This window comes from Pseudomonas sp. MT92 (assembly GCF_058792515.1).
Genome location: NZ_JBXAFA010000001.1, coordinates 479,873 through 501,924 on the forward strand (window position 1 = coordinate 479,873; position 22,052 = coordinate 501,924).

Annotated in this window: 21 protein-coding genes; 10 read left to right on the forward strand and 11 right to left on the reverse strand. The window is 60.0% G+C overall.

Features of this window, described 5'->3' with window-relative positions:
* The first annotated feature begins 14 nt into the window (after window positions 1-14).
* From AC1Q6D_RS02280 to fdhA, 8 genes are all read left to right on the forward strand, one after another.
* Window positions 15-758 (forward strand): TraX family protein, encoded by a 744-nt coding sequence (locus tag AC1Q6D_RS02280; protein WP_256590222.1) that lies wholly within the window; start codon window positions 15-17, stop codon window positions 756-758.
* Between the two features lie 273 nt (window positions 759-1,031).
* Window positions 1,032-2,285: a serine hydroxymethyltransferase gene (glyA, locus tag AC1Q6D_RS02285; RefSeq protein WP_090466695.1), complete on the forward strand. Its 1,254-nt coding sequence runs from the start codon at window positions 1,032-1,034 to the stop codon at window positions 2,283-2,285.
* A gap of 23 nt (window positions 2,286-2,308) precedes the next feature.
* Window positions 2,309-3,559 (forward strand): sarcosine oxidase subunit beta, encoded by a 1,251-nt coding sequence (locus tag AC1Q6D_RS02290; protein WP_007980419.1) that lies wholly within the window; start codon window positions 2,309-2,311, stop codon window positions 3,557-3,559.
* A 14-nt stretch (window positions 3,560-3,573) separates the two neighbouring features.
* Window positions 3,574-3,903 carry a sarcosine oxidase subunit delta gene (locus AC1Q6D_RS02295; protein WP_047534309.1) on the forward strand — a complete coding sequence of 110 codons (330 nt, stop codon included), beginning with the start codon at window positions 3,574-3,576 and terminating at the stop codon, window positions 3,901-3,903.
* Complete coding sequence (locus AC1Q6D_RS02300) at window positions 3,900-6,917, forward strand: sarcosine oxidase subunit alpha (protein WP_103404162.1); 3,018 nt, start codon at window positions 3,900-3,902, stop codon at window positions 6,915-6,917. Before AC1Q6D_RS02295 ends, AC1Q6D_RS02300 begins: the two co-directional genes overlap by 4 nt.
* A 145-nt stretch (window positions 6,918-7,062) precedes the next feature.
* Window positions 7,063-7,695, forward strand: coding sequence for a sarcosine oxidase subunit gamma (locus AC1Q6D_RS02305; RefSeq protein ID WP_047534306.1), 633 nt, complete (start codon window positions 7,063-7,065; stop codon window positions 7,693-7,695).
* A gap of 157 nt (window positions 7,696-7,852) precedes the next feature.
* The gene (gene purU, locus AC1Q6D_RS02310; protein WP_047534304.1) at window positions 7,853-8,710 is read left to right on the forward strand and encodes a formyltetrahydrofolate deformylase; all 858 of its coding nucleotides are present in this window, start codon (window positions 7,853-7,855) and stop codon (window positions 8,708-8,710) included.
* Between the two features lie 199 nt (window positions 8,711-8,909).
* Window positions 8,910-10,109 carry a formaldehyde dehydrogenase, glutathione-independent gene (gene fdhA, locus AC1Q6D_RS02315; protein WP_047534302.1) on the forward strand — a complete coding sequence of 400 codons (1,200 nt, stop codon included), beginning with the start codon at window positions 8,910-8,912 and terminating at the stop codon, window positions 10,107-10,109.
* Between the two features lie 47 nt (window positions 10,110-10,156).
* Here fdhA and AC1Q6D_RS02320 read toward each other — a convergent pair whose 3' ends face one another.
* The 4 genes from AC1Q6D_RS02320 to AC1Q6D_RS02335 form a co-directional block, all read right to left on the reverse strand.
* Window positions 10,157-11,149 carry an RHS repeat-associated core domain-containing protein gene (locus AC1Q6D_RS02320; protein WP_103404161.1) on the reverse strand — a complete coding sequence of 331 codons (993 nt, stop codon included), beginning with the start codon at window positions 11,147-11,149 and terminating at the stop codon, window positions 10,157-10,159.
* A 130-nt stretch (window positions 11,150-11,279) separates the two neighbouring features.
* Window positions 11,280-11,954: an anti-sigma factor gene (locus tag AC1Q6D_RS02325; protein ID WP_103404160.1), complete on the reverse strand. Its 675-nt coding sequence runs from the start codon at window positions 11,952-11,954 to the stop codon at window positions 11,280-11,282.
* Complete coding sequence (locus AC1Q6D_RS02330; RefSeq protein WP_103404159.1) at window positions 11,951-12,595, reverse strand: RNA polymerase sigma factor; 645 nt, start codon at window positions 12,593-12,595, stop codon at window positions 11,951-11,953. Before AC1Q6D_RS02330 ends, AC1Q6D_RS02325 begins: the two co-directional genes overlap by 4 nt.
* Window positions 12,596-12,650: 55 nt before the next feature.
* Entirely contained in the window at window positions 12,651-13,244 is a 594-nt protein-coding gene (locus AC1Q6D_RS02335; RefSeq protein WP_103404158.1) for a fasciclin domain-containing protein, read from the reverse strand.
* 300 nt (window positions 13,245-13,544) lie between these two features.
* On the opposite strand from AC1Q6D_RS02335, the gene AC1Q6D_RS02340 reads away from it, so the two are divergent.
* Window positions 13,545-14,105 (forward strand): DUF2780 domain-containing protein, encoded by a 561-nt coding sequence (locus AC1Q6D_RS02340; protein ID WP_103404157.1) that lies wholly within the window; start codon window positions 13,545-13,547, stop codon window positions 14,103-14,105.
* On the opposite strand, the gene yihG is transcribed toward AC1Q6D_RS02340, so the two are convergent.
* Complete coding sequence (yihG, locus tag AC1Q6D_RS02345; RefSeq protein WP_103404156.1) at window positions 14,106-14,993, reverse strand: 1-acylglycerol-3-phosphate O-acyltransferase, YihG family; 888 nt, start codon at window positions 14,991-14,993, stop codon at window positions 14,106-14,108.
* Window positions 14,994-15,297: 304 nt separating this feature from the next.
* On the opposite strand from yihG, the gene rloA2 reads away from it, so the two are divergent.
* Window positions 15,298-15,801: a retropepsin-like aspartic peptidase RloA2 gene (gene rloA2, locus AC1Q6D_RS02350; protein WP_090466713.1), complete on the forward strand. Its 504-nt coding sequence runs from the start codon at window positions 15,298-15,300 to the stop codon at window positions 15,799-15,801.
* A 48-nt stretch (window positions 15,802-15,849) separates the two neighbouring features.
* On the opposite strand, the gene AC1Q6D_RS02355 is transcribed toward rloA2, so the two are convergent.
* From AC1Q6D_RS02355 to AC1Q6D_RS02380, 6 genes are all read right to left on the reverse strand, one after another.
* A complete protein-coding gene (locus AC1Q6D_RS02355) occupies window positions 15,850-16,935 on the reverse strand; it encodes an RHS repeat-associated core domain-containing protein (RefSeq protein WP_103404155.1) in 1,086 nt (361 codons plus the stop codon).
* A 157-nt stretch (window positions 16,936-17,092) separates the two neighbouring features.
* The gene (locus tag AC1Q6D_RS02360; RefSeq protein WP_103404154.1) at window positions 17,093-18,172 is read right to left on the reverse strand and encodes an RHS repeat-associated core domain-containing protein; all 1,080 of its coding nucleotides are present in this window, start codon (window positions 18,170-18,172) and stop codon (window positions 17,093-17,095) included.
* Window positions 18,173-18,274: 102 nt separating this feature from the next.
* The gene (locus tag AC1Q6D_RS02365) at window positions 18,275-18,904 is read right to left on the reverse strand and encodes a glutathione S-transferase (protein ID WP_103404153.1); all 630 of its coding nucleotides are present in this window, start codon (window positions 18,902-18,904) and stop codon (window positions 18,275-18,277) included.
* Between the two features lie 198 nt (window positions 18,905-19,102).
* On the reverse strand, window positions 19,103-20,401 hold the full coding sequence (locus AC1Q6D_RS02370) for an MFS transporter (protein WP_047534278.1): 1,299 nt from the start codon (window positions 20,399-20,401) through the stop codon (window positions 19,103-19,105).
* A gap of 291 nt (window positions 20,402-20,692) precedes the next feature.
* Window positions 20,693-20,872: a hypothetical protein gene (locus AC1Q6D_RS02375; protein ID WP_047534276.1), complete on the reverse strand. Its 180-nt coding sequence runs from the start codon at window positions 20,870-20,872 to the stop codon at window positions 20,693-20,695.
* Window positions 20,869-21,999, reverse strand: coding sequence for a PepSY-associated TM helix domain-containing protein (locus AC1Q6D_RS02380; protein ID WP_103404190.1), 1,131 nt, complete (start codon window positions 21,997-21,999; stop codon window positions 20,869-20,871). Before AC1Q6D_RS02380 ends, AC1Q6D_RS02375 begins: the two co-directional genes overlap by 4 nt.
* Between the last annotated feature and the right edge of the window lie 53 nt (window positions 22,000-22,052).

The window sequence follows — 22,052 nt, forward strand, 5'->3', positions numbered from 1 at the left end:
GATGCCGGCCAATTATGCACGTGGCGATGCTCTTGACACAGCAGCACTTGAAGCCGCGCGACGGTGCGCTCGATCTGCTCAAGTGGCTGGCGCTTTTGAGCATGGTGCTCGATCACCTGCGCTATGTCGGTTATTCGGTCGATCTTTTGTATGTGCCGGGGCGTCTGGCGTTTCCGTGGTTTTGTCTGGCGATGGCGGCCAATCTGGCGCGCGCGCCCGCCGTGAAGTCAGGGGGACAATGGCGCTATCTGGGCTGGTTGTTGCTGTTCAGTGCGGTGAGCGAAGTCCCTTACCGGATGTACATTCCCGATCCCGACACCTTGAACGTCTTGCCGACCCTGGCCTTGGGCCTGCTGGTGGCACGGGGCTGGCAAGCGCAGGGGCGTCAGGCGCGACTGTTGGCGCTCGTCGCCCTGGTGCTGGCGGCGGTTTTCTGGTCGCGACTGATGTTTGGTTTCTTTGGTGTGCTGTTGCCGCTGGCAATGTTGCTGGTGATCCGTCGTCCCTGGTATTTCGCGCTGTTGCCGGGGCTGATCTGTCTGGCGGCCAATCAATGGCAAGTGCTGTATCACGCCGCACGATTGGGCAACCCGGCGGCCATTCCGGCCATCGCCACATGCCTGATTGCGCCCTGGCTCGGACTGTTCCTGTTGCGACATGCCAAGGGCGTAAAACCACCCCCCATGCGGCGTTGGGCTTATGCGCTGTATCCGGTGCATTTCCTTGTGCTGCTACTCGTCCGCCAGATCGCCGTATAACCCTGTGGGAGCTGGTTTGCCAGCGATAGCGGTATATCAATGCCGGATGTGACGCCATCATCGCTGGCAAGCCAGCTCCCACAGGGTTTCTCACTGATTTGAGAAGAGTGCCCGACCAGTCATTTCCCGCCATGTCGTAAACGCACCTTTACGTGGCGTCCGTAGGCATTTGGCCTGTCTGCGCCGGTCATACCATCGCTATCAAAGGGCACTGCCGAAACACCGGTGCCTTACCGAGACGAATGGCGCATAGATGCCGCTGGGAGAGACGCGATGTTCAGCAAGCAAGACCAGATCCAGGGTTACGACGATGCACTGCTGGCGGCGATGAATGCCGAGGAGCAACGTCAGGAAGATCACATCGAGCTGATCGCGTCAGAGAACTACACCAGCAAACGCGTCATGCAGGCCCAGGGCAGCGGCCTGACCAACAAATACGCCGAAGGTTATCCGGGCAAGCGCTACTACGGTGGCTGCGAGCACGTGGACAAGGTTGAAGCCCTGGCCATCGAGCGCGCCAAGCAACTGTTCGGCGCCGACTATGCCAACGTCCAGCCGCATTCCGGCTCTTCGGCCAACAGCGCCGTGTACCTGGCGCTGATTCAGCCAGGCGATACCATTCTCGGCATGAGCCTGGCCCACGGCGGTCACCTGACCCACGGCGCCAAAGTGTCGTCCTCGGGCAAGCTGTACAACGCCGTGCAGTACGGCATCGACACCAAGACCGGGCTGATCGATTACGACGAAGTTGAGCGTCTGGCCGTGGAGTGCAAGCCGAAGATGATCGTCGCCGGCTTCTCCGCCTACTCCAAGACCCTGGACTTCCCGCGCTTCCGTCAGATCGCCGACAAGGTCGGTGCGCTGCTGTTCGTCGACATGGCGCACGTGGCCGGTCTGGTCGCCGCCGGTCTGTACCCGAACCCGCTGCCGTACGCTGATGTGGTCACCACCACCACCCACAAAACCCTGCGCGGTCCACGGGGCGGCCTGATCCTGGCCAAGGCCAACGAAGAAATCGAGAAAAAGCTCAACGCCGCCGTATTCCCCGGCGCCCAGGGCGGCCCGCTGATGCACGTGATCGCCGGCAAGGCAGTGTGCTTCAAGGAAGCGCTGGAGCCAGGCTTCAAGGCTTACCAGCAACAAGTCATCGACAACGCCCAGGCCATGGCCGGCGTATTTATCAAACGCGGCTACGATGTAGTGTCCGGCGGCACCGATAACCACCTGTTCCTGGTCAGCCTGATCCGTCAGGGCCTCACCGGCAAGGACGCGGATGCAGCACTCGGTCGCGCCCACATCACCGTGAACAAGAACGCTGTCCCGAACGACCCGCAGTCGCCGTTCGTGACCTCCGGCCTGCGCATCGGCACCCCGGCGGTAACGACCCGTGGCTTCAAGGTCGCTCAATGCACCGAACTGGCCGGCTGGATCTGCGACATCCTCGACAACCTCGGCGATGCCGATGTCGAGGCCAACGTCGCCAAGCATGTGGCAGCCCTGTGCGCGGACTTCCCGGTTTATCGCTGAGTGCGGTTTTGGAGTAAATGACTATGCAACGCTACTCGGGCTTCGGCCTCTTCAAACACTCTCTCAGCCACCACGAAAACTGGCAGCGGATGTGGCGCACGCCGACCCCTAAAAAGGTCTACGACGTGGTCATCGTCGGCGGTGGCGGGCACGGTCTGGCGACCGCCTACTACCTGGCCAAGGAACACGGCATCACCAACGTGGCCGTGGTCGAAAAAGGCTGGCTGGGCGGCGGTAACACCGCGCGCAACACCACCATCGTTCGCTCCAACTACCTGTGGGACGAGTCGGCGCACCTGTACGAACACGCAATGAAACTGTGGGAAGGCCTGTCCCAGGACCTGAACTACAACGTGATGTTCTCCCAACGCGGCGTCTACAACCTGTGCCATACCCTGCAGGACATCCGTGATTCCGAGCGTCGGGTCAGCGCCAACCGCCTCAACGGCGTCGACGGCGAACTGCTCGATGCCAAGCAAGTGGCCGACGAGATTCCGTACCTCGACTGCTCGAAGAACACCCGCTACCCGGTGATGGGCGCTACCGTCCAGCGTCGCGGCGGCGTGGCCCGTCACGATGCCGTGGCCTGGGGCTTTGCCCGTGCCGCCGACGCACTGGGCGTGGACTTGATCCAGCAGACCGAAGTGATCGGTTTCCGCAAGGAAAACGGCGTGTGCATCGGTGTCGAAACCAACAAGGGCTTCATCGGCGCCAAACGCGTCGGCGTGGTCACCGCCGGTAACTCCGGGCACATGGCCAAGCTGGCCGGTTTCCGTCTGCCGATCGAATCCCACCCGCTGCAAGCGCTGGTGTCCGAGCCGATCAAGCCGATAATCGACAGCGTGATCATGTCCAACGCCGTACACGGTTACATCAGCCAGTCCGACAAGGGCGACCTGGTGATCGGCGCCGGTATCGACGGCTACAACGGCTACGGCCAGCGTGGTTCGTACCCGGTGATCGAGCACACCATCCAGGCCATCGTGGAAATGTTCCCGGTGCTGTCGCGCGTACGCATGAACCGTCAGTGGGGCGGCATCGTCGACACCACGCCGGATGCCTGCCCGATCATCTCGAAAACCCCGGTACCGAACATGTTCTTCAACTGCGGTTGGGGCACCGGTGGCTTCAAGGCAACACCTGGCTCGGGCAACGTGTTTGCCGCGAGTCTGGCCAAGGGTGAAATGCACCCGTTGGCCGCACCTTTCTCCATCGACCGTTTCCACAACGGTGCGTTGATCGATGAACACGGCGCTGCTGCGGTTGCCCACTAACAGGAGAAATCCCCATGTTGCATATCTTCTGTCCTCACTGCGGCGAACTGCGCTCCGAAGAGGAATTCCACGCATCCGGCCAGGCGCACATCCCGCGTCCACTGGATCCGAACAGCTGCACCGACGAGGAGTGGGGCGACTACATGTTCTTCCGCGACAACCCTCGCGGTCTGCACCATGAACTGTGGATTCACGCCGCCGGTTGCCGTCAGTACTTCAACGCCACCCGCGACACCGTGACCTACGAGATTCTCGAAACCTACAAGATCGGCACCAAGCCACAATTCACCGACAAGACCGATAGCCCGAAAGCGGCCAGCACGGCTCTGGGAGAGAAGGTATGAGCCAGACCAATCGCCTGTCCAGCGGCGGACGGATCGACCGCAACAAAGTCCTGACGTTCACCTTCAACGGCCAGAGCTACAAAGGCTACGAAGGCGACTCCCTGGCCGCTGCACTGCTGGCCAACGGCGTCGACATCATCGGTCGCAGCTTCAAATATTCCCGTCCGCGCGGCATCTTCGCCGCCGGTGCCGAAGAGCCGAACGCGGTGCTGCAGATCGGCGCCACCGAAGCCACGCAGATCCCGAACGTACGCGCCACGCAACAAGCGCTGTATCAAGGCCTGGTCGCCACCAGCACCAACGGCTGGCCAAGCGTGAACAACGACATGATGGGGATTCTCGGCAAGGTCGGCGGCAAGCTGATGCCACCGGGCTTCTACTACAAAACCTTCATGTACCCGCAATCGTTCTGGATGACTTACGAGAAGTACATTCGTAAGGCCGCCGGTCTTGGCCGTTCGCCGACCGAGAACGATCCGGACACCTACGACTATATGAACCAGCACTGCGACGTGCTGATCGTCGGCGCCGGCCCTGCGGGTCTGGCCGCTGCACTGGCGGCTGCACGCAGTGGCGCCCGGGTAATCCTCGCCGACGAGCAGGAAGAGTTCGGCGGCAGCCTGCTCGACTCCCGCGAAAGCCTCGACGGCAAGCCTGCCGTGGAATGGGTCGCCAGCGTCATCGCCGAGCTGAAGGACACCCCGGACGTGCTGCTGTTGCCACGCGCCACGGTCAACGGCTACCACGACCACAACTTCCTGACCATTCACGAGCGCCTCACCGATCACCTCGGCGACCGCGCCCCGATTGGCCAGGTGCGTCAGCGTATCCACCGCGTTCGCGCCAAGCGTGTCGTGCTGGCCACCGGCGCTCACGAACGTCCGCTGGTCTACGGCAACAACGATGTGCCGGGCAACATGCTGGCCGGTGCTGTCTCGACTTATGTGCGCCGTTACGGCGTGGCACCGGGCAAAAAACTGGTGCTGTCGACCAACAACGACCACGCCTACCGTGTGGCGCTCGACTGGCTCGACGCTGGCCTGCAAGTCGTGGCCGTCGCCGATGCCCGCAGCAACCCGCGTGGGGCGCTGGTGGAAGAAGCACGTGCCAAAGGCATCCGCATCCTCACCGGCAGCGCCGTGATCGAGGCCCGTGGCAGCAAGCACGTGACCGCCGCTCGCGTAGCCGCGATCGATGTCAAAGGACACAAGGTCACCAGCCCCGGCGAATGGCTCGAGTGCGATTTGGTCGCCAGTTCCGGCGGCTACAGCCCGGTGGTTCACCTGGCTTCGCACTTGGGCGGCAAGCCGATCTGGCGTGAAGACATCCTCGGTTTCGTGCCGGGTGAAGCACCGCAGAAACGCGTATGCGTCGGTGGCATCAACGGCGTCTACGGCCTGGGTGATTCCCTGGCCGATGGTTTTGAAGGCGGCGTGCGCGCGGCCAGCGAAGCCGGTTTCGGTCCGGTCGAAGCGACGCTGCCCAAAGCCCTGACACGTCTGGAAGAGCCGACCCTGGCGCTGTTCCAGGTGCCTCACGAAAAGAACACCGCACGGGCGCCGAAGCAATTCGTCGACCTGCAAAACGACGTCACCGCCGCCGCCATCGAACTGGCGACTCGCGAGGGCTTCGAGTCGGTCGAGCACGTCAAGCGCTACACCGCACTGGGCTTCGGCACCGATCAGGGCAAGCTCGGTAACGTCAACGGCCTGGCGATTGCCGCCCGTTCGCTGAACGTGACCATCCCGCAGATGGGCACCACCATGTTCCGCCCGAACTACACGCCGGTAACCTTCGGCGCCGTGGCCGGTCGTCACTGTGGGCACATCTTCGAGCCGGTGCGGTTCACCGCGCTGCATCACTGGCACCTGAAAAATGGCGCCGAGTTCGAAGACGTCGGTCAGTGGAAGCGTCCTTGGTACTTCCCGAAATCCGGTGAAGACATGCACGCCGCGGTCAAGCGTGAATGCAAAGCCGTGCGCGACAGCGTCGGCCTGCTGGACGCATCGACCCTGGGCAAGATCGACATCCAGGGCCCGGATGCGCGTGAGTTCCTCAACCGCATCTACACCAACGCCTGGACCAAGCTCGATGTGGGCAAGGCGCGCTACGGCCTGATGTGCAAAGAAGACGGCATGGTGTTCGACGACGGCGTGACCGCCTGCCTGGCCGACAACCATTTTGTGATGACCACCACCACGGGCGGCGCCGCACGCGTGCTGCAATGGCTGGAGATCTATCAGCAGACCGAATGGCCAGATCTGAAGGTTTACTTCACTTCCGTGACGGACCACTGGGCGACCATGACCCTGTCCGGGCCGAACAGCCGCAAGCTGCTCAGCGAAGTCACCGACATCGACCTGAGCAACGAAGCCTTCCCGTTCATGACCTGGAAAGAAGGTCTGGTCGGCGGCGTGCCAGCGCGGGTGTTCCGGATTTCGTTTACCGGTGAGTTGTCGTACGAAGTCAACGTGCAGGCCGACTATGCGATGGGTGTGCTGGAAAAGATTGTCGATGCCGGCAAGAAGTACAACCTGACGCCATATGGCACCGAAACCATGCACGTGCTGCGGGCCGAGAAGGGCTTCATCATCGTCGGTCAGGACACTGACGGCTCGATGACCCCGGACGACCTGAACATGGGCTGGTGCGTGGGTCGCACCAAACCGTTCTCGTGGATCGGCTGGCGTGGCATGAACCGCGAAGACTGCGTGCGTGATCAACGCAAGCAACTGGTCGGCCTCAAACCGATCGATCCGACCAAATGGCTGCCGGAAGGCGCGCAACTGGTGTTCAACACCAAGCAGGCGATCCCGATGACCATGGTCGGTCACGTGACCTCCAGCTACGCGCACAACTCCCTGGGCTATTCGTTTGCCATGGGCGTGGTCAAGGGCGGCCTGAACCGCATGGGTGAGCGTGTGTTCGCGCCACTGGCGGACGGCAGCGTGATCGAGGCGGAAATCGTTTCTTCGGTGTTCTTCGATCCGAAAGGTGAGCGCCAGAACATCTGACACCACAACCTCTGTAGGAGCGAGCTTGCTCGCGAAGCACGGGAGGGCAACGCGTTAAACCAGAAAGTACGCGTTACCGTTGACCTCCATCGCGAGCAAGCTCGCTCCTACAGGTGAGATGCAAGAATTCAGGAAAAGGTGCTTTATGACCGCAGCCAATGTTTACCAACAACGCCCAACCTCCGGGGCCAAGGCCGAGTCGTCGCTGCATCACGCCGACCTCGCCAGCCTGGTGGGCAAGGGTCGCAAGAACGCCGGCGTGACCGTGCGCGAGAAAAAACTCCTCGGTCACCTGACCATTCGTGGCGATGGCCATGACGCAGCGTTCGCTGCCGGCGTGCACAAGGCCCTGGGCATCGAATTGCCGGCCGCGCTGACCGTCATCGTCAAAGGTGAAACCAGTCTGCAATGGATGGGGCCGGATGAATGGCTGCTGATCGTGCCGACCGGTGAAGAATTCGCCGCCGAGAAAAAACTGCGTGAAGCACTGGGCGACCTGCACATCCAGATCGTCAACGTCAGCGGCGGGCAGCAGATCCTCGAACTGAGCGGCCCGAACGTGCGCCAGGTGCTGATGAAATCCACCAGCTACGACGTGCACCCCAATAACTTCCCGGTGGGCAAGGCGGTGGGCACGGTGTTCGCCAAGTCGCAACTGGTGATCCGTCACACCGCCGAAGACACCTGGGAACTGCTGATTCGTCGCAGCTTCTCGGATTACTGGTGGTTGTGGTTGCAGGATGCGTCTGCCGAATACGGCCTCAGCGTCCAGGCCTGATCAGCACCTGACCCTGTAGGAGCGAGCCTGCTCGCGATGGACTTGAGAGCGACGCGATAAATCAGGAAATACGCGTCATCGTTGACGTCCATCGCGAGCAGGCTCGCTCCTACAGGTAGGGTGATTTGTTTGCCGATTTCTCAGGAGTCACCGCACTATGAGCCGCGCCCCAGACACATGGATTCTGACCGCCGACTGCCCCAGCGTCCTCGGCACGGTGGACGCGGTGACGCGCTTTCTGTTCGAGCAGGGCTGCTACGTCACTGAACACCATTCCTTCGATGACCGGCTCTCGGGCCGTTTCTTCATTCGCGTGGAATTCCGTCAGCCCGACGGTTTCGACGAGCAGTCATTCCGCGCGGGTTTGCAGGCGCGCGGTGAAGCCTTCGGCATGGCCTTCGAGCTGACCCCGCCGCACTACCGGCCGAAAGTGGTGATCATGGTGTCCAAGGCCGATCACTGCCTCAACGACTTGCTCTACCGCCAGCGCATCGGCCAGTTGTCGATGGACGTGGTGGCCGTGGTCTCGAACCACCCGGACCTCAAGCCGTTGGCGGACTGGCACCAGATTCCGTACTACCACTTCCCGCTGGACCCGAACGACAAGCCGTCCCAGGAGCGTCAGGTCTGGCAGGTGATCGAAGAGTCCGGCGCCGAACTGGTGATCCTTGCCCGCTACATGCAAGTACTGTCACCGGAGCTGTGCCGCAAACTCGACGGCAAGGCGATCAACATCCATCACTCGCTGCTGCCGGGTTTCAAGGGCGCCAAGCCGTACCACCAGGCCTACAACAAGGGCGTGAAACTGGTCGGCGCGACCGCGCATTACATCAACAACGACCTCGACGAAGGGCCGATCATCGCCCAGGGCGTCGAGGTGGTGGATCACAGTCATTACCCCGAAGACTTGATCGCCAAGGGGCGTGACATTGAAGGTCTGACCCTGGCCCGTGCGGTGGGATACCACATTGAGCGACGGGTGTTTTTGAACGCCAATCGCACCGTCGTTCTTTAGATTGCTATCGCTGGCAAGCCAGCTCCCACAGGGTTTTATGTCGTTCGCAGATTTGTGTACACCCCGTCCACTGTGGGAGCTGGCTTGCCAGCGATGAGGCCCTTACAAGCAACACAAGAAACAGCATCTGTACCCGAGCACTTAACGCGCTGCCTGCCTGGGCAACGCGGTTCCATAAAAACAACAGCGAGGTGAAAGCATGTCTGGCAATCGTGGTGTGGTGTATCTCGGCGCTGGCAAGGTCGAAGTACAGAAAATCGACTATCCGAAAATGCAGGACCCGCGCGGCAGGAAGATTAATCACGCCGTCATCCTGCGTGTGGTTTCCACCAACATTTGTGGTTCCGACCAGCACATGGTGCGCGGCCGTACCACGGCACAAACCGGCCTGGTGCTGGGCCACGAGATCACCGGTGAAGTGATCGAGAAGGGCAGCGACGTCGAGAACCTGCAAATCGGCGACCTGGTGTCGGTTCCGTTCAACGTGGCTTGCGGGCGCTGCCGTTCCTGCAAGGAAATGCACACCGGCGTGTGCCTGAGTGTCAACCCGGCGCGTCCGGGCGGTGCTTATGGTTACGTCGACATGGGCGACTGGACCGGTGGCCAGGCCGAGTACGCGATGGTGCCGTACGCCGACTTCAACCTGCTGAAACTGCCGGACCGCGACCGGGCCATGGAGAAAATCCGTGACCTGACCTGCCTCTCCGACATCCTGCCAACCGGTTACCACGGCGCCGTGACGGCGGGCGTTGGCCCGGGCAGCACGGTGTACATCGCCGGCGCCGGTCCGGTCGGTCTGGCGGCTGCCGCTTCGGCTCGCCTGCTGGGTGCCGCCGTGGTGATCATCGGTGACGTCAACACCGTGCGCCTGGCCCACGCCAAGGCCCAGGGTTTCGAAATCGCCGACCTGTCCCTGGACACCCCGCTGCACGAACAGATCGCCGCGCTGCTGGGCGAGCCGGAAGTGGATTGCGCCATCGACGCCGTCGGCTTCGAAGCCCGCGGCCACGGCCATGACGGCGTGAAACACGAAGCCCCGGCCACCGTGCTCAACTCGCTGATGGGTGTGGTACGTGTGGCGGGCAAGATCGGTATCCCTGGCCTTTACGTCACCGAAGATCCGGGTGCCGTCGACGCCGCCGCGAAAATGGGCAGCCTGAGCATTCGCTTCGGTTTGGGCTGGGCCAAATCCCACAGCTTCCACACCGGCCAGACCCCGGTGATGAAGTACAACCGCCAGCTGATGCAGGCGATCATGTGGGACCGCATCAATATCGCCGAAGTGGTGGGCGTGCAGGTGATCAGCCTGGATCAGGCGCCGCAGGGTTATGGCGAGTTCGATGCCGGCGTGCCGAAGAAGTTTGTGATTGATCCGCACAAGATGTTTAGTGCGGCGTAAGGGCTATAGATAAAAAGGGCGACTTGAGGTCGCCCTTTTTGCGCACCTTAAAACCAATTTCCACTTCGTATACCCGACGCCAATGCATTGAGTGGCTCAGGATGAGGTAAATCCAGCGGAAGGGGCCCAAAGTGCACAACTCTGTCATTCATATGCTGCACCATCGGGTACGGATAATTTCTTATGGCATCGTGAAAGGTTATTCCCGATTGGACTGCCGCCGAGGGGGCAATTCCTTTGACTTGCCCAAACCCGACATCGGTTATGACAGGTAAAAGGTTCTTTCCAGAGGTTTTTTCAATAAGCCTCATCATGTTTAAGGAGGTTAAGGCTTTTACCGATTCGTTCATGCGTGTTGAGGTTTGGGAGACATTCGCAAGATCCTTGCCCTGAAGATTTCCAAATATTTTTTCTAATATCTCATTAGGCATATCGTCAAGACCGGTGTTCTTTAACGTATTTGACTGCCTCAAACCAATGGTTTTCCCTAACCATTTCAGGAATCCAAAAATTCCAGCATGCCCCATAGGATCCAGCCGATTCACCGGATCCCCCACACAATACCCATACGCATTCAACCCACCCTCCCCAAACGGACTCCAACTGTCCGGACTGTTAAACCGCATCAACACCGGGTTAAACGCTCGATAACCATTGCCCAACAAATAAGACCCCGTCACCGGATCCCGCCGTTCGCCATTGAACCCGAGCAGGCTGAGCAAGCCGTTCTGCCGATGACCGTAAGGTGTGTAGGCGAGTGGATGCCGCACACTGGCGTCGAGCAGGTTCAACACCGAACGCTGTTGATCCGTGGCCAGGAGGTGGGTTTGCACGGCGGTGGTTTGGCGTTCTCGCTGCGCCAGCAGTTGATCTTCGTGCTGCATGATCGAACGCTGCACGGCGCCCTGGATTTCGGTGGTCAGGCGGTCTTTCAGATAGAAGCGCTGAACGCTTGCCTGCGCCGAGGGCGCACTGGCGGTCACTCGATTCAGTGCATCGTAGTGGTAGCGGCACAGCACGGTAGCGCGATTGGAGGGCATGGTCAGGGCTCCCTGAAATATCCGGTCATTCAGGGTTTTACTGTGGCGCAATCGAACTGAACTGCCTACTAACAGAACTGATAGTGGCGCCGTATTTGCGCAGTGTTCACAGCCCTCGCCACAAGGGCGATTACAACGCCGCCAACGCCCCTTGATACAACACCGGCCCGGTCGGTTGCCCGGTCGGCGAACCGCCCTTCGGTTCCAGGCTGACCGCCAGCGCAATCGGTTTGCCGATCAGCGCTTTCTGCGCGTCGCTCAGTTCAACCTTGCCTTTGCCGCCCGCCGGGATTACCCCGAGGGAAACCGGTTTGCCGTCGGCCGGTATCGCCCACAGTTCCAGGCTTTGCTGCGGTGTGATCGCCGCCAATGCCAGCGGTTCGACTTGCAGGTAATCGGCGTGCGCCTGGACGCGCAATGCCGGCTGCGCATCGGCGCTGGCCAGGGTTGCGCTGTAGCGCACATCGTCGCGGGTGTAGATCACACCGAGGGTCACGGCAATCACCAGGGAGGCAATTGCCGCCGTTGCCCGCAGCCAGTTCCAGAACGGGCGTTTGTGCGGCACATGCAGGACCTGCGGCTCGATGCGCGCGGTAATGCCTTTCCACACGCGGTCCGGCACCGGTTGCTCAGGCAGGGTATCGGTGAGGCTGGCCAGGCTTTCCTGCCATTGCGCCAACTCCACACGTAGCGCCGCGTCTTCCAGCAGCAGCTGTTCGAAACGTCGACGCGCGGCCAAGGGCATCAAGCCAATGGCGTAGTCGGCGGCGAGGGCGCGGCGCAGGGACGGCGTTTGATAGTTCATGATTCAAGGCACCTGCGCAGGCGTTCCATGCCACGGCGGATCCAGGATTTCACCGATCCCAGCGGCACCGCCAGGTGTTCGGCCAGTTCGGCGCCGGACATTCCCTGAAAGTAGGCGATGGTGATTGATTGGCGCTGCATGCCCTCGAGGCTGTCCAGGCAGCGCTTCAAGGCGCTGGCCTCGCGGGCACTGTTCAGCTGTTCGTGGGCGGATGGGGTTTCGTCCTCCAGTGATTGTTCTTCGAGATCGCTCAACGGCCGGTCGCGGTGTTTGCGCAACTGGTCGATCGCCTGGTTGCGGGTGATGTTGATCATCCAGGTCAATGGCGCCGACAGATGCGGTTCGTAGCGCGAGGCGTTGTTCCAGATTCGCACGAAGCTTTCTTGCAGCACTTCTTCGGCCAGGTCGGGGCGCCCCATGAACCGCAGGGCCACGCCATGCAAGCGCGGGCCGACGCTGCGGTAAAGCGTCTCGAACGCACGGCGGTCACCCAGTGAGCACTGGGCCAGGAGCTGCCTGAGCTGATCGGCGTCGGCGATGGAAATAGCGGTTCTCCAGGCAATCAGGGTGGCCACGGTCGGCGGCGGGTGGTGCCGGTTGCAGGCAGAGGTTAGTTCACGGTGCGCAGTTGTTCCATTCACCAGCGGATACCCCGGAAAAACCGCCGGCCCCCAGGTACGGGGCCGGCGGCACGGCTCAGCTTTTCGGCATCAGGACTTTGTCGATGACCTGAATCACACCGTTGGACTGGTACACGTCATAGGTGGTGATGTCGGCGACGTCGCCTTTTTCATCCTTGATCGTGATGTTGTGCGGGCCGTTCATCATTGCCCATAGCTTGCCGCCGGCGACTGTGGTCAGTTCGGTCTTGCCGCCGCCGGCCTTGATCTTCTCGGCCAGGGTCATCATGTCGAGTTTGCCGGCGACCACGTGGTAAGTGAGGATCTTGGTCAGGGTGGCTTTGTTTTCCGGTTTCAGCAGGGTGTCGACGGTACCGGCGGGCAGGGCGGTAAACGCCGAATTGACCGGGGCGAAAACGGTGAACGGGCCTTTGCCCTTGAGGGTGTCGACCAGGCCTGCGGCCTTCACGGCGGCGACCAGGGTGGTGTGATCGGAGGAGTTGACCGCGTTATCGACGATGTCTTTGCTCGGCAGCATGCTTTGGCCGCCGACCATCACGCTGTCGTGGCTCATGGTAGCGGCTTGCACGCTGGTGTTCAGGGCGACGCCGCCAAGGGCCAGGGTCAGCAGGCTGGCAATCAACGGGGTTTTGATCGAGGTGCGTGTCATGGTGATGATCCTTTGGTGAGGAGTCGGCCAGGAATGTCTGTCCGTGCTTGATATACGGGCGTGGGACGGGACTGGATGCAGCACCGGGAAAATATTGTGATGAACCTGATCCCTGTAGGAGCGAGCCTGCTCGCGATGGACGCCAACGATAACGCGTGCTATCTGAATGACCGCGTTGTCCCTGCGTTTTTCGCGAGCAGGCTCGCTCCTACAGGTGCGGGAACAATGTCGGGGGAAACCAGTCCAATGCGCAGCTGTTCACCGCCCACTGCCGGGCGGTTTTTCATAGAGGATGTCTGGATGAAGATTTCACGCGGTATTGCACTGGCTTCGCTGATGACCCTGGCGGCCAGCCCGGTCTTCGCCCAGTTCAGCCTGGGCGATGCGGCCAACGCCATTTCGGGGATGCAGGGCGGTAACGCGGCCACCAATGCCGCGCCGACGCCGCAGACAGCCGACTTGCTGGGCGCGCTCAGCCAGTTGAACGTAACGCCGCAACAAGTGATCGGTGGCACCGGGGCGATGCTGGGGCTGGCGAAGAATCAGCTGAGTTCGACCGATTATTCTGAACTGGCCAAAAGTGTGCCGGGCATCGACAGCCTGTCGGGTGGTGGCGAACTGGGCGCGCTCGCCGGTTTGCTCGGTGCAAGCGGCAAGGCGGCGGGACTGGATAATGCCTTGGGCAACGTCAAGGACACCAACGACTTGAACAACGCCTTCAGCGCCCTGGGCATGGACAGCGGCATGGTCGGCATGTTTGCCCCGGTGATCCTGCAATACCTCGGTCAGCAGGGCGTTGCCGGTTCGCTATTGCAAAGCCTGGGCGGCATCTGGGGCACCGGTATCGGCACCGGCAGTTGATCAGCGACTTTCACCCCGCAACGCGTCGATGCGCTGGTCCTTCTCGATCCAGAGCTGGTTGACCCAGTTCTGGATTTTCTCGCGAAACAGCGGATCGTTTTCGTAATCGCCCTGCCACAGCGCCGGGTCGAGTTCGCGGGTCTTGATGTCGATGATGACCCTTGGCACGTTGCCGCTGATCAGATCCCAGAACCCCGGAATCCCCTGCTGCGGATAGACCACGGTCACGTCGAGAATCGCATCCAGTTGTTCGCCCATTGCCGCCAGCACAAACGCCACGCCGCCGGCCTTGGGCTTGAGCAGGTAAGTGAACGGTGACTGCTGCTGAGCGCTTTTGGCTGCGGTGTAGCGAGTGCCTTCCAGATAATTGACCACCGTCACGGGTTGGCGCTTGAACAATTCGCAGGCCTGCCGGGTGATCTCCAGATCCTTGCCGGCCAACTCGGGGTGTTTGGCCAGAAACGCCTTGGAGTAGCGCTTCATGAACGGGTAATCCAGCGCCCACCACGCCAGGCCCAGGAACGGCACCCAGATCAGCTCTTTCTTGAGGAAGAATTTGAAGAACGGTGTGCGTCGGTTCAGCGTCTGGATCAACGCCGGGATATCGACCCAGGATTGGTGATTGCTGATGACCAGGTAGGAGGTGTCGCGACGCAGGTCATCACCGCCGCGTATATCCCATTGGGTGGGAATGCACAGGCGGAAGATCAGCTTGTCGATTTCCGACCAGGTCTCGGCGATCCACATCACCGACCAGGAGGCGTAATCGCGAAAGCGACCGGGCAGCACCAGTTTGAGCAGGGCAAACACCATCAAGGGCCCGATCAGGGTCAGGGTGTTGAGCAACAGCAGCAGGGTGACGAAACAGCCGGTGAGCAGGCGGCGCATAAGTAACTCTTGAAAGCCTTTGGGCGCGCCATGATAAGCAGCTTCGGTCGGCAGGCCAAATCGGCTGATGACGAATGTTTCACCATTGGATGGGTAGGCTGGGCAGGAAAATCAGGTCACATCATGATGCTGATTGCACCGGCCCCTTCGCGGGCAAGCCCGTTCCCACAGTGGATTGCGGTGTTTTTGAGTCAGATAAAACCCGGTGGGAACGCGGCTTGCCCGCGAAGCGATTTCAAGAACGAACGAATTGCCCGCTGACGGTCTAAAATTTCGCTGCCCATTCACCCAGGATGCCCATCACGTGAAATCCCTTCTCGCACTGCTGTCCCTGTTAGCCCTGCCGGTGCTGGCCGCCGAGCCCACCCTGTACGGGCGTTACGAATACATTGCCCTGCCGGAAATCGGCGGTGAAGTGCTCAAGGCGAAAATGGACACCGGCGCCCTGACGGCGTCGCTGTCGGCCAAGGACATCGAAACCTTTACCCGTGATGGCGAGAACTGGGTGCGTTTCCGCCTCGCCACCAAGGGGGCGAGCGACAAAGTCTACGAACACAAGGTCGCGCGTATCAGCAAGATCAAGACCCGCTCCGAAGAGGACGATGACGAAGAAACCGCCGCGCCTTCCAAGCGCCCGGTGGTCGATCTGGAATTGTGCCTGGGCAACGTCAAGCGCACGGTCGAGGTCAACCTGACGGACCGCAGCAGCTTTAACTATCCGCTGCTGATTGGTGCCAAGGCCTTGCGTGAGTTTGGCGCGGCGGTGAATCCGGCTCGACGGTTTACGGCGGACAAGCCTGATTGTTGATCAGGTTCCAAGCGTTGGGACGCGTACCTGCGGCAACGATAGCGCGTCCTATGATTGGCGAATTTTAATCTGTCCATAATAGGGGGGCGGGAGTGTGTCTTGGGCAGGGATCGGATAAGGCGGGGGCGGATAGGGGAACATTGAGTATTTTGGTAGTACGCGTTGCTCTGTGATTAGTTGAACTTGATAGTCGGCCTTGATATGCAGAGCATTTATCGTCTCAAGGGTTTGTGGTGTCAGGAATTGTTTTCCTCCGTTGCCCAAGTCTTTGAGGGTGTCATTGAACATACTGATGTTGAGTTTGATTGCATCCAGATTTTGAGAGCGGTAGGGCGGCGGCGAAGTGGATTTTAAAATTGATTGGCTCGAAGAGAACTGATGGTTTAGTGATTTTTCAACTTTTTGAAAGGCGTGTTCCAAAAGAACTTTTTCCGCTCTTATTCCGGATGCCTTGACCAGTTTTCCGATGCCCCTTTTTCCTCCAAGCTCTCTTTTTGAGGTCTTCAACAGGTTTTTGGTGAGCTTGCTAAGCGAGTTGGTCGGGGGGCTTGGCAAAGCATTCAACTGAGTTGTCATTTGCTTGATGAGCGGTTTGATGAGTGCATGCCCATTCGGATCCACCCTGTTGATCGGCTCGCCCCCACAATACCCATACGCATTCAACCCTCCCTCCCCAAACGGACTCCAGCTGTCCGGACTGTTAAACCGCATCAACACCGGGTTGAACTGCCGATACCCATTGCCCAGATGATAGTGCCCGGTCAGCGGGTCCGGCTGTTCGCCGTTGAAGCCGCGCCGGCTGAGCAGTCTATCGACCGCCGGATGATGGCCATAAGGGGTATAAGCGAGGGGATGAGGTCCCGTGGCGTCGAGGGCGTTGAGCACCGAACGTTGCTGATCGGTTGCCAGTAACGTGGCGGTCACGCTTGCTTCGCGATGATTTCGTTGCGCCAGCAACTGATCGCCTTGCTGAAGGATGCTCCAGCGCGTACCGCCCTGGATTTCAGTGGTCAATCGGCCGTCACAATGAAAACGCTGGATGACCGGTTGTTGAGGCACCGTGCAGCCACTCTGGCGGTCCAGCGGATCGTAGTGGTAGCGGCACAGCAGGGTTTCATGGGGTGAATCGGGCATGGGTTGAGCTCCGTGCTAGGTCCGGTTGGCCGGACCTTGAGCATCGGAGCTTTTTCAGGTTTTGCCCACTATCAGAACTGATAGGCTTTTTGGCTATTGGTCCTGAATCAAATTAGAAAATGGTGGAGATGTTGGCCATGAAAATTTCAGGTGTGAGTCACATTCCTCCCTTGTACTTCCAGTGATCCCGACGTCCTTGTATGTACGGCTTACTGTTCTTCCAGGCTGACTCTTCCGCATCTCTTATGTTTCTCGCTTCAGTTTCGGTCATAAATTTTGTATGGCGCTGTTTTCTGATTGCTGGATGGAATTGATAGATGTCACTGTTTGTACTTATATAACCGTTATTTTTTAATGCTGATTGTATTTCGCTAATAAAATCTTTGTTGGTCTGTGAAATGTTTTCTAAAGGTGTTATGTTTTTGAGTACTCCGGCTCTTGGTCGTGTACTGATTGTGGATTGAACTGTGTATGTTGCGATTTTGTTTTTATATGTGTACAGCCCTTCAGTTAGTTTCGTGTTGGCTTTGATGTCTATTAGCACGCCTTGGGTAATATTGAGATCCATATCTCTTGGTGCTTTAAATAAGTTGCCTACTGTCGCCTCTGAAGCGACTATTTCGTCAAATTTTTTGATGGCAGATTTGGCGGCGGACTTTTTATATATTCCAGCCCATCTCAGGAAGGATTTTAAAAAAATCGGGGTATGCCCTGATCGATCATTTCCAGTTACCGGGTTACCTAAGCAATACCCATACGCATTCAACCCCCCCTCCCCAAACGGACTCCAACTGTCCGGGCTGTTAAACCGCATCAACACCGGGTTGAACTGCCGATACCCATTGCCCAAATGATAGTGCCCGGTCAACGGGTCAGGCTGTTCGCCATTGAAGCCGCGCAGGCTCAGCAGTCTATCGACCGCCGGATGATGGCCATAAGGGGAATAAGCGAGGGGATGAGGTCCCGTGGCGTCGAGGGTGTTGAGCACGGAACGTTGCTGATCGGTCGCCAGTAACGTGGCGGTCACGCTTGCTTCGCGATGATTTCGTTGTGCGAGCAGATGGTCGTCGTGCTGGAGGATGCTCCAGCGCGTACCGCCCTGGATTTCAGTGGTCAATCGGCCGTCACAATGAAAACGCTGGATGACCGGTTGTTGAGGTAGCGTGCAGCCACTCTGGCGGTCCAGCGGATCGTAGTGGTAGCGGCACAGCAGGGTTTCATGGGGTGAATTGGGCATGGCTTGAGCTCCGTGCAAGGTCCGGTTGGCCGAACCTTGAGCATCGGAGCTTTTTCAGTTTTTGCCCACTATCAGAACTGCTAGTGCGTTGGTGGGGTCTGGTTAAACCTTTGGCATGGTCGCAATCATCGAAGGCCGCTGGCTCACCTCGAAATACCACGCTGCCAACTGCGGGTTCGCATCACGCCAGGCCAGGTCCGGATGGCGCAAGTCCAGGTAGCCCAAGGCACAGGCCACGCTGATCGCCGCCACATCGAAATGGCTGGTCAGTTCGGCGATCGCATCTTTTTCCAGCAAAGCCAGGGCGCGGTGGATCTTGTCGCGCTGACCGTCGAGCCATTCATCCCAGTGTTTTTCCGGGGCACGCAGGGCCACTTCGTAACGGACCAGCACGGCGGCGTCCATGATGCCGTCCGCCATAGAGGCCAGGGTCAGGCGCCGCCAGCGTGCGGAGCCGTCGCGGGGAATCAGCGGGTTGCCGACGTGCTGGTGGTCGAGATAGTCGAGGATCACCCGGCTGTCGTGGATGACGTTGCCGTCGGGCAGGCGCAAGGCGGGGATTTTGCTCAGTGGGTTGTCGTCGATCAGGGCCTGGTCCGGGGCGACGGGTGTGAGCACGCAGTTTTGCAGGGCCACGCGGTCCTGTTGACCGGTTTCGTGCAGCAGCACCATGACTTTGCGGACGAAGGGCGAAAGAGGGTTGTGGTACAGGGTCATGCTCGGGGCGGACATGGCAGGCACTCGGTCGGTGGCGGTGTCACGCAGCATAACGCGTGGATGCGATAGCTCAAGATCACCGTCACCTGTAGGAGCGAGCCTGCTCGCGAAAAACCTGAGGACGCCGCACGGTGTCAGGTGCGCGGCGTCATCGTTAACGACCCTCGCGACGGTGCGACGATTCGACAGGCTCGCTCCTACAGGGTTTGCGTGTTAGCTGGCGGGTTGCAGCGTCTGCCCGGCTTCAGGGCCTGAAGCTGCCTGAGGCTTGAGTTCACGAGCAACGGTCCAGACGATGAACGCTGCCACGATGTCGAAAATCGCCAGCACCACGAACAGCGGGCTGTAGCCGATCTTGGTCACCATCACGCCAAACACCAAGGTGAAGGCGGCTGCACCCAGGTAGCCGAACATGCCGCCCATGCCCGTGGCGGTGGCCACTTCGTTTTTGCCGAACGAGTCGGAGGTGATCGCATACAGCGCACCGGACAAGGTCTGGTGGGCAAAGCCACCGATGCACAGCAACGCAATGGCGGTGTAAGGGCTGGCCACCAGGCCGATGCACGCAGGGCCGATCATGCACGAGGCGCCGAACAGCAGGACCATTTTGCGCGAAGTGAACAGCGACACGTTGCAGTACTTGTGGAAGAACGGGCTCAGGTAACCACCGAGCACGCAGCCCAGGTCAGCGGCAAGGAACGGCAGCCAGGCGAACATCGCGATTTCCTTGATGTTCATGTGTCGCTCGGTCATCAGGTACAGTGGGATCCACGCGTTGAAGGTCTGCCAGGCCGGCTCGGAGAGCATCCGGGCACTGGCGATGGCGTAGAAGTTGCGGCTGCCGATGATCTTCTTCCAACTGCCCTTTTTGTGGGTTGTGTCTTTGAAGTGATCTTCCTGACCGCTGAGGATGTAGTCGCGTTCTTCATCGCTCAGGCGTTTTTGATCGCGCGGATGCTTGTAGAGGATCATCCACAGGAACGTCCAGGCGACGCCCAGGCCGCCGACGATCAGGAACGCCAGCTCCCAGCCGCTGTGCAGGATTGCCCAGACCACCAGAGGCGGCGCCAGCACGGCACCGATCGACGAGCCGATGTTGAACCAGCCGATGGCCACCGAGCGCTCTTTGGCCGGGAACCATTCGGTGGAAGTCTTGACCGCCGCCGGCAAACCGGCCGCTTCCGTCAGGCCGAGCAGGCCGCGGACAAACGCCAGTCCCTGCCAACCCGTCGCCAGTGCCGCCAGCGCACAGGCGATCGACCAGGCGAAAGCAAAAATGGCGAAGCCCATTTTGGTGCCGATGGCATCGATGATGTAGCCGGCAACCGGTTGCATCAGCGCATAGCACACCTGCCAGGCGACAACGATGTGCGAGTACTGCTCGGTGGAGATGTTCATTTCGCTCATCAGGGTCGGAGCGGCCACTGAGAGGGTATTGCGAGCCAGGTAGTTGACCATCAGGCCGGCAGTCACCAGACCGACCATCCACCAACGGATGCCTTTGACTTTCATCACTTCACCATTCTTTATTTTTGGATTTTTTGGTGCTGCAGTTGTTGTAGGTTGTCGTACAACATGCGTCTTTATAGAAGCACACAGGTTAAAGTGTCAACAAATATGTCAGAGGATTTGCGGAAGAAGGCGACGGGCGGGGAAGAGTGGTTGTCGTATGACCTGTAGGGGCGAGCCTGTCGAATCGTCGCACCGTCGCGATGGTCGGCAACGATGACGCGGTACGCCTGATGCCCCGCGGCGTATTCGAATGCATCGCGAGCAGGGCTCGCTCCTACAGGGGATGTCACGTCAATTGCGTTGCATCAATCCTCGCAGGCCAAGCACAGCGGGAATCCCCAAGCCCAGCCAGCTCAAGGCATCCCAAATGCCATCGCCCAGGAGCGCGGCAAACAACCCGGCGGCACTGAACAGGGCGATGACGGTGGGGGTGGCGAAGACCTTCCAGAAGTTCGACTGGCGGGGCCTCATGCCACGCTCTCCGCTTTTTCCAGCAGCGGTTTCGCGGTTTTGCGCCGTACCAGCCAAAGGTAAACCCCGCTACCGAGCACGATGATCGTCAGCACATCCAGGGTCGCCCAGAGGATTTTCATCGGCATGCCGCCGTAGTCACCGAAGTGCAGCGGCTGCGACATGCCCATGGCGTCCATGTACCACGGGCGTTCGGCCACGGCGGTGACCTGCAGGGTGCTGGCGTCGATCAGTACTGGCGTCAGCAGGTGCGAGGTCAGGTGCGTGCTGCCTTTCATGAACACCGCGTAATGGTGTTCGCTGGAGAAGCGGGTGCCGGGGAAGGCGATGAAGTCTGGCTGCATGTCCGGCGCGACTTCGTTGGCGATGTCCAGCAACCGGGTCGCGGGCGCCAATTGTGTCAGCGGCGGTGCGTCGCGGTACGGCGCGATCATCGCGCTGAGGCTGTCGTTGCGCCAGGCGGCGATCAGCAAGTCGGCGCAGGCACTGATGACCCCGGTCACGCCCACCACCAGGGCCCAGGTCAGGGTCACGACGCCGATCAGGTTGTGCAGGTCGAGCCAGCGCAGGCGGGTGGATTTGTCCTGGCGCACGGTGGCGAATTGCAAGCGCCGCATGAACGGCAAATACAGCACGGTGCCGGAAATGATCGCCATCACGAACAGGATGCCCATGGATGCCAGCAGCAACTTGCCCGGTAGGCCGGCGAACATGTCTACATGCAGGCGCAACATGAACATCATGAAACCGCCGTTGGCCGACGGCATCTCCAGCGCTTCGCCAGTGCGGGCGTCGAGCATGAAGGTGTGGGACGAATTCGGTTCGGTGCCGGCGGTGGGCGCCATGATCGCGACCACGGCGTCGGGCTCATCGTCCTCGAAACCGAAATACTGCATGACGTTGTCGGGGCGATGCTGCTCGGCGGCCTGCACCAACTGCTGCAAATTCAGGCGCGGGGTGTCCGCAGGCATAACCTTCAGTTCGGCGGCATCGCCCAGCCAATGGTCGATCTCGTGATGGAAAATCAGCGGCAGGCCGGTCAGGGCCAGCATCAGCAGGAACACCGTGCAGATCAGGCTGGACCAGGTGTGCACGGCGGACCAGCGGCGAATTGTTTTGCTTTTCATTTCATGGCCTTCAGGAATACCCAGGCCGTCCATGAAGGACGGCCTGGGTATAG

Bases quoted from the DNA above. Each gene is read 5' to 3' on its own strand.
- AC1Q6D_RS02280 (WP_256590222.1), top strand. From the start codon at position 15: ATGCACGTGGCGATGCTCTTGACACAGCAGCACTTGAAGCCGCGCGAC.
- glyA (WP_090466695.1), top strand. From the start codon at position 1,032: ATGTTCAGCAAGCAAGACCAGATCCAGGGTTACGACGATGCACTGCTG.
- AC1Q6D_RS02290 (WP_007980419.1), top strand. From the start codon at position 2,309: ATGCAACGCTACTCGGGCTTCGGCCTCTTCAAACACTCTCTCAGCCAC.
- AC1Q6D_RS02295 (WP_047534309.1), top strand. From the start codon at position 3,574: ATGTTGCATATCTTCTGTCCTCACTGCGGCGAACTGCGCTCCGAAGAG.
- AC1Q6D_RS02300 (WP_103404162.1), top strand. From the start codon at position 3,900: ATGAGCCAGACCAATCGCCTGTCCAGCGGCGGACGGATCGACCGCAAC.
- AC1Q6D_RS02305 (WP_047534306.1), top strand. From the start codon at position 7,063: ATGACCGCAGCCAATGTTTACCAACAACGCCCAACCTCCGGGGCCAAG.
- purU (WP_047534304.1), top strand. From the start codon at position 7,853: ATGAGCCGCGCCCCAGACACATGGATTCTGACCGCCGACTGCCCCAGC.
- fdhA (WP_047534302.1), top strand. From the start codon at position 8,910: ATGTCTGGCAATCGTGGTGTGGTGTATCTCGGCGCTGGCAAGGTCGAA.
- AC1Q6D_RS02320 (WP_103404161.1), bottom strand. From the start codon at position 11,149: ATGCCCTCCAATCGCGCTACCGTGCTGTGCCGCTACCACTACGATGCA.
- AC1Q6D_RS02325 (WP_103404160.1), bottom strand. From the start codon at position 11,954: ATGAACTATCAAACGCCGTCCCTGCGCCGCGCCCTCGCCGCCGACTAC.
- AC1Q6D_RS02335 (WP_103404158.1), bottom strand. From the start codon at position 13,244: ATGACACGCACCTCGATCAAAACCCCGTTGATTGCCAGCCTGCTGACC.
- AC1Q6D_RS02340 (WP_103404157.1), top strand. From the start codon at position 13,545: ATGAAGATTTCACGCGGTATTGCACTGGCTTCGCTGATGACCCTGGCG.
- yihG (WP_103404156.1), bottom strand. From the start codon at position 14,993: ATGCGCCGCCTGCTCACCGGCTGTTTCGTCACCCTGCTGCTGTTGCTC.
- AC1Q6D_RS02355 (WP_103404155.1), bottom strand. From the start codon at position 16,935: ATGCCCGATTCACCCCATGAAACCCTGCTGTGCCGCTACCACTACGAT.
- AC1Q6D_RS02360 (WP_103404154.1), bottom strand. From the start codon at position 18,172: ATGCCCAATTCACCCCATGAAACCCTGCTGTGCCGCTACCACTACGAT.
- AC1Q6D_RS02365 (WP_103404153.1), bottom strand. From the start codon at position 18,904: ATGTCCGCCCCGAGCATGACCCTGTACCACAACCCTCTTTCGCCCTTC.
- AC1Q6D_RS02370 (WP_047534278.1), bottom strand. From the start codon at position 20,401: ATGAAAGTCAAAGGCATCCGTTGGTGGATGGTCGGTCTGGTGACTGCC.
- AC1Q6D_RS02375 (WP_047534276.1), bottom strand. From the start codon at position 20,872: ATGAGGCCCCGCCAGTCGAACTTCTGGAAGGTCTTCGCCACCCCCACC.
- AC1Q6D_RS02380 (WP_103404190.1), bottom strand. From the start codon at position 21,999: ATGAAAAGCAAAACAATTCGCCGCTGGTCCGCCGTGCACACCTGGTCC.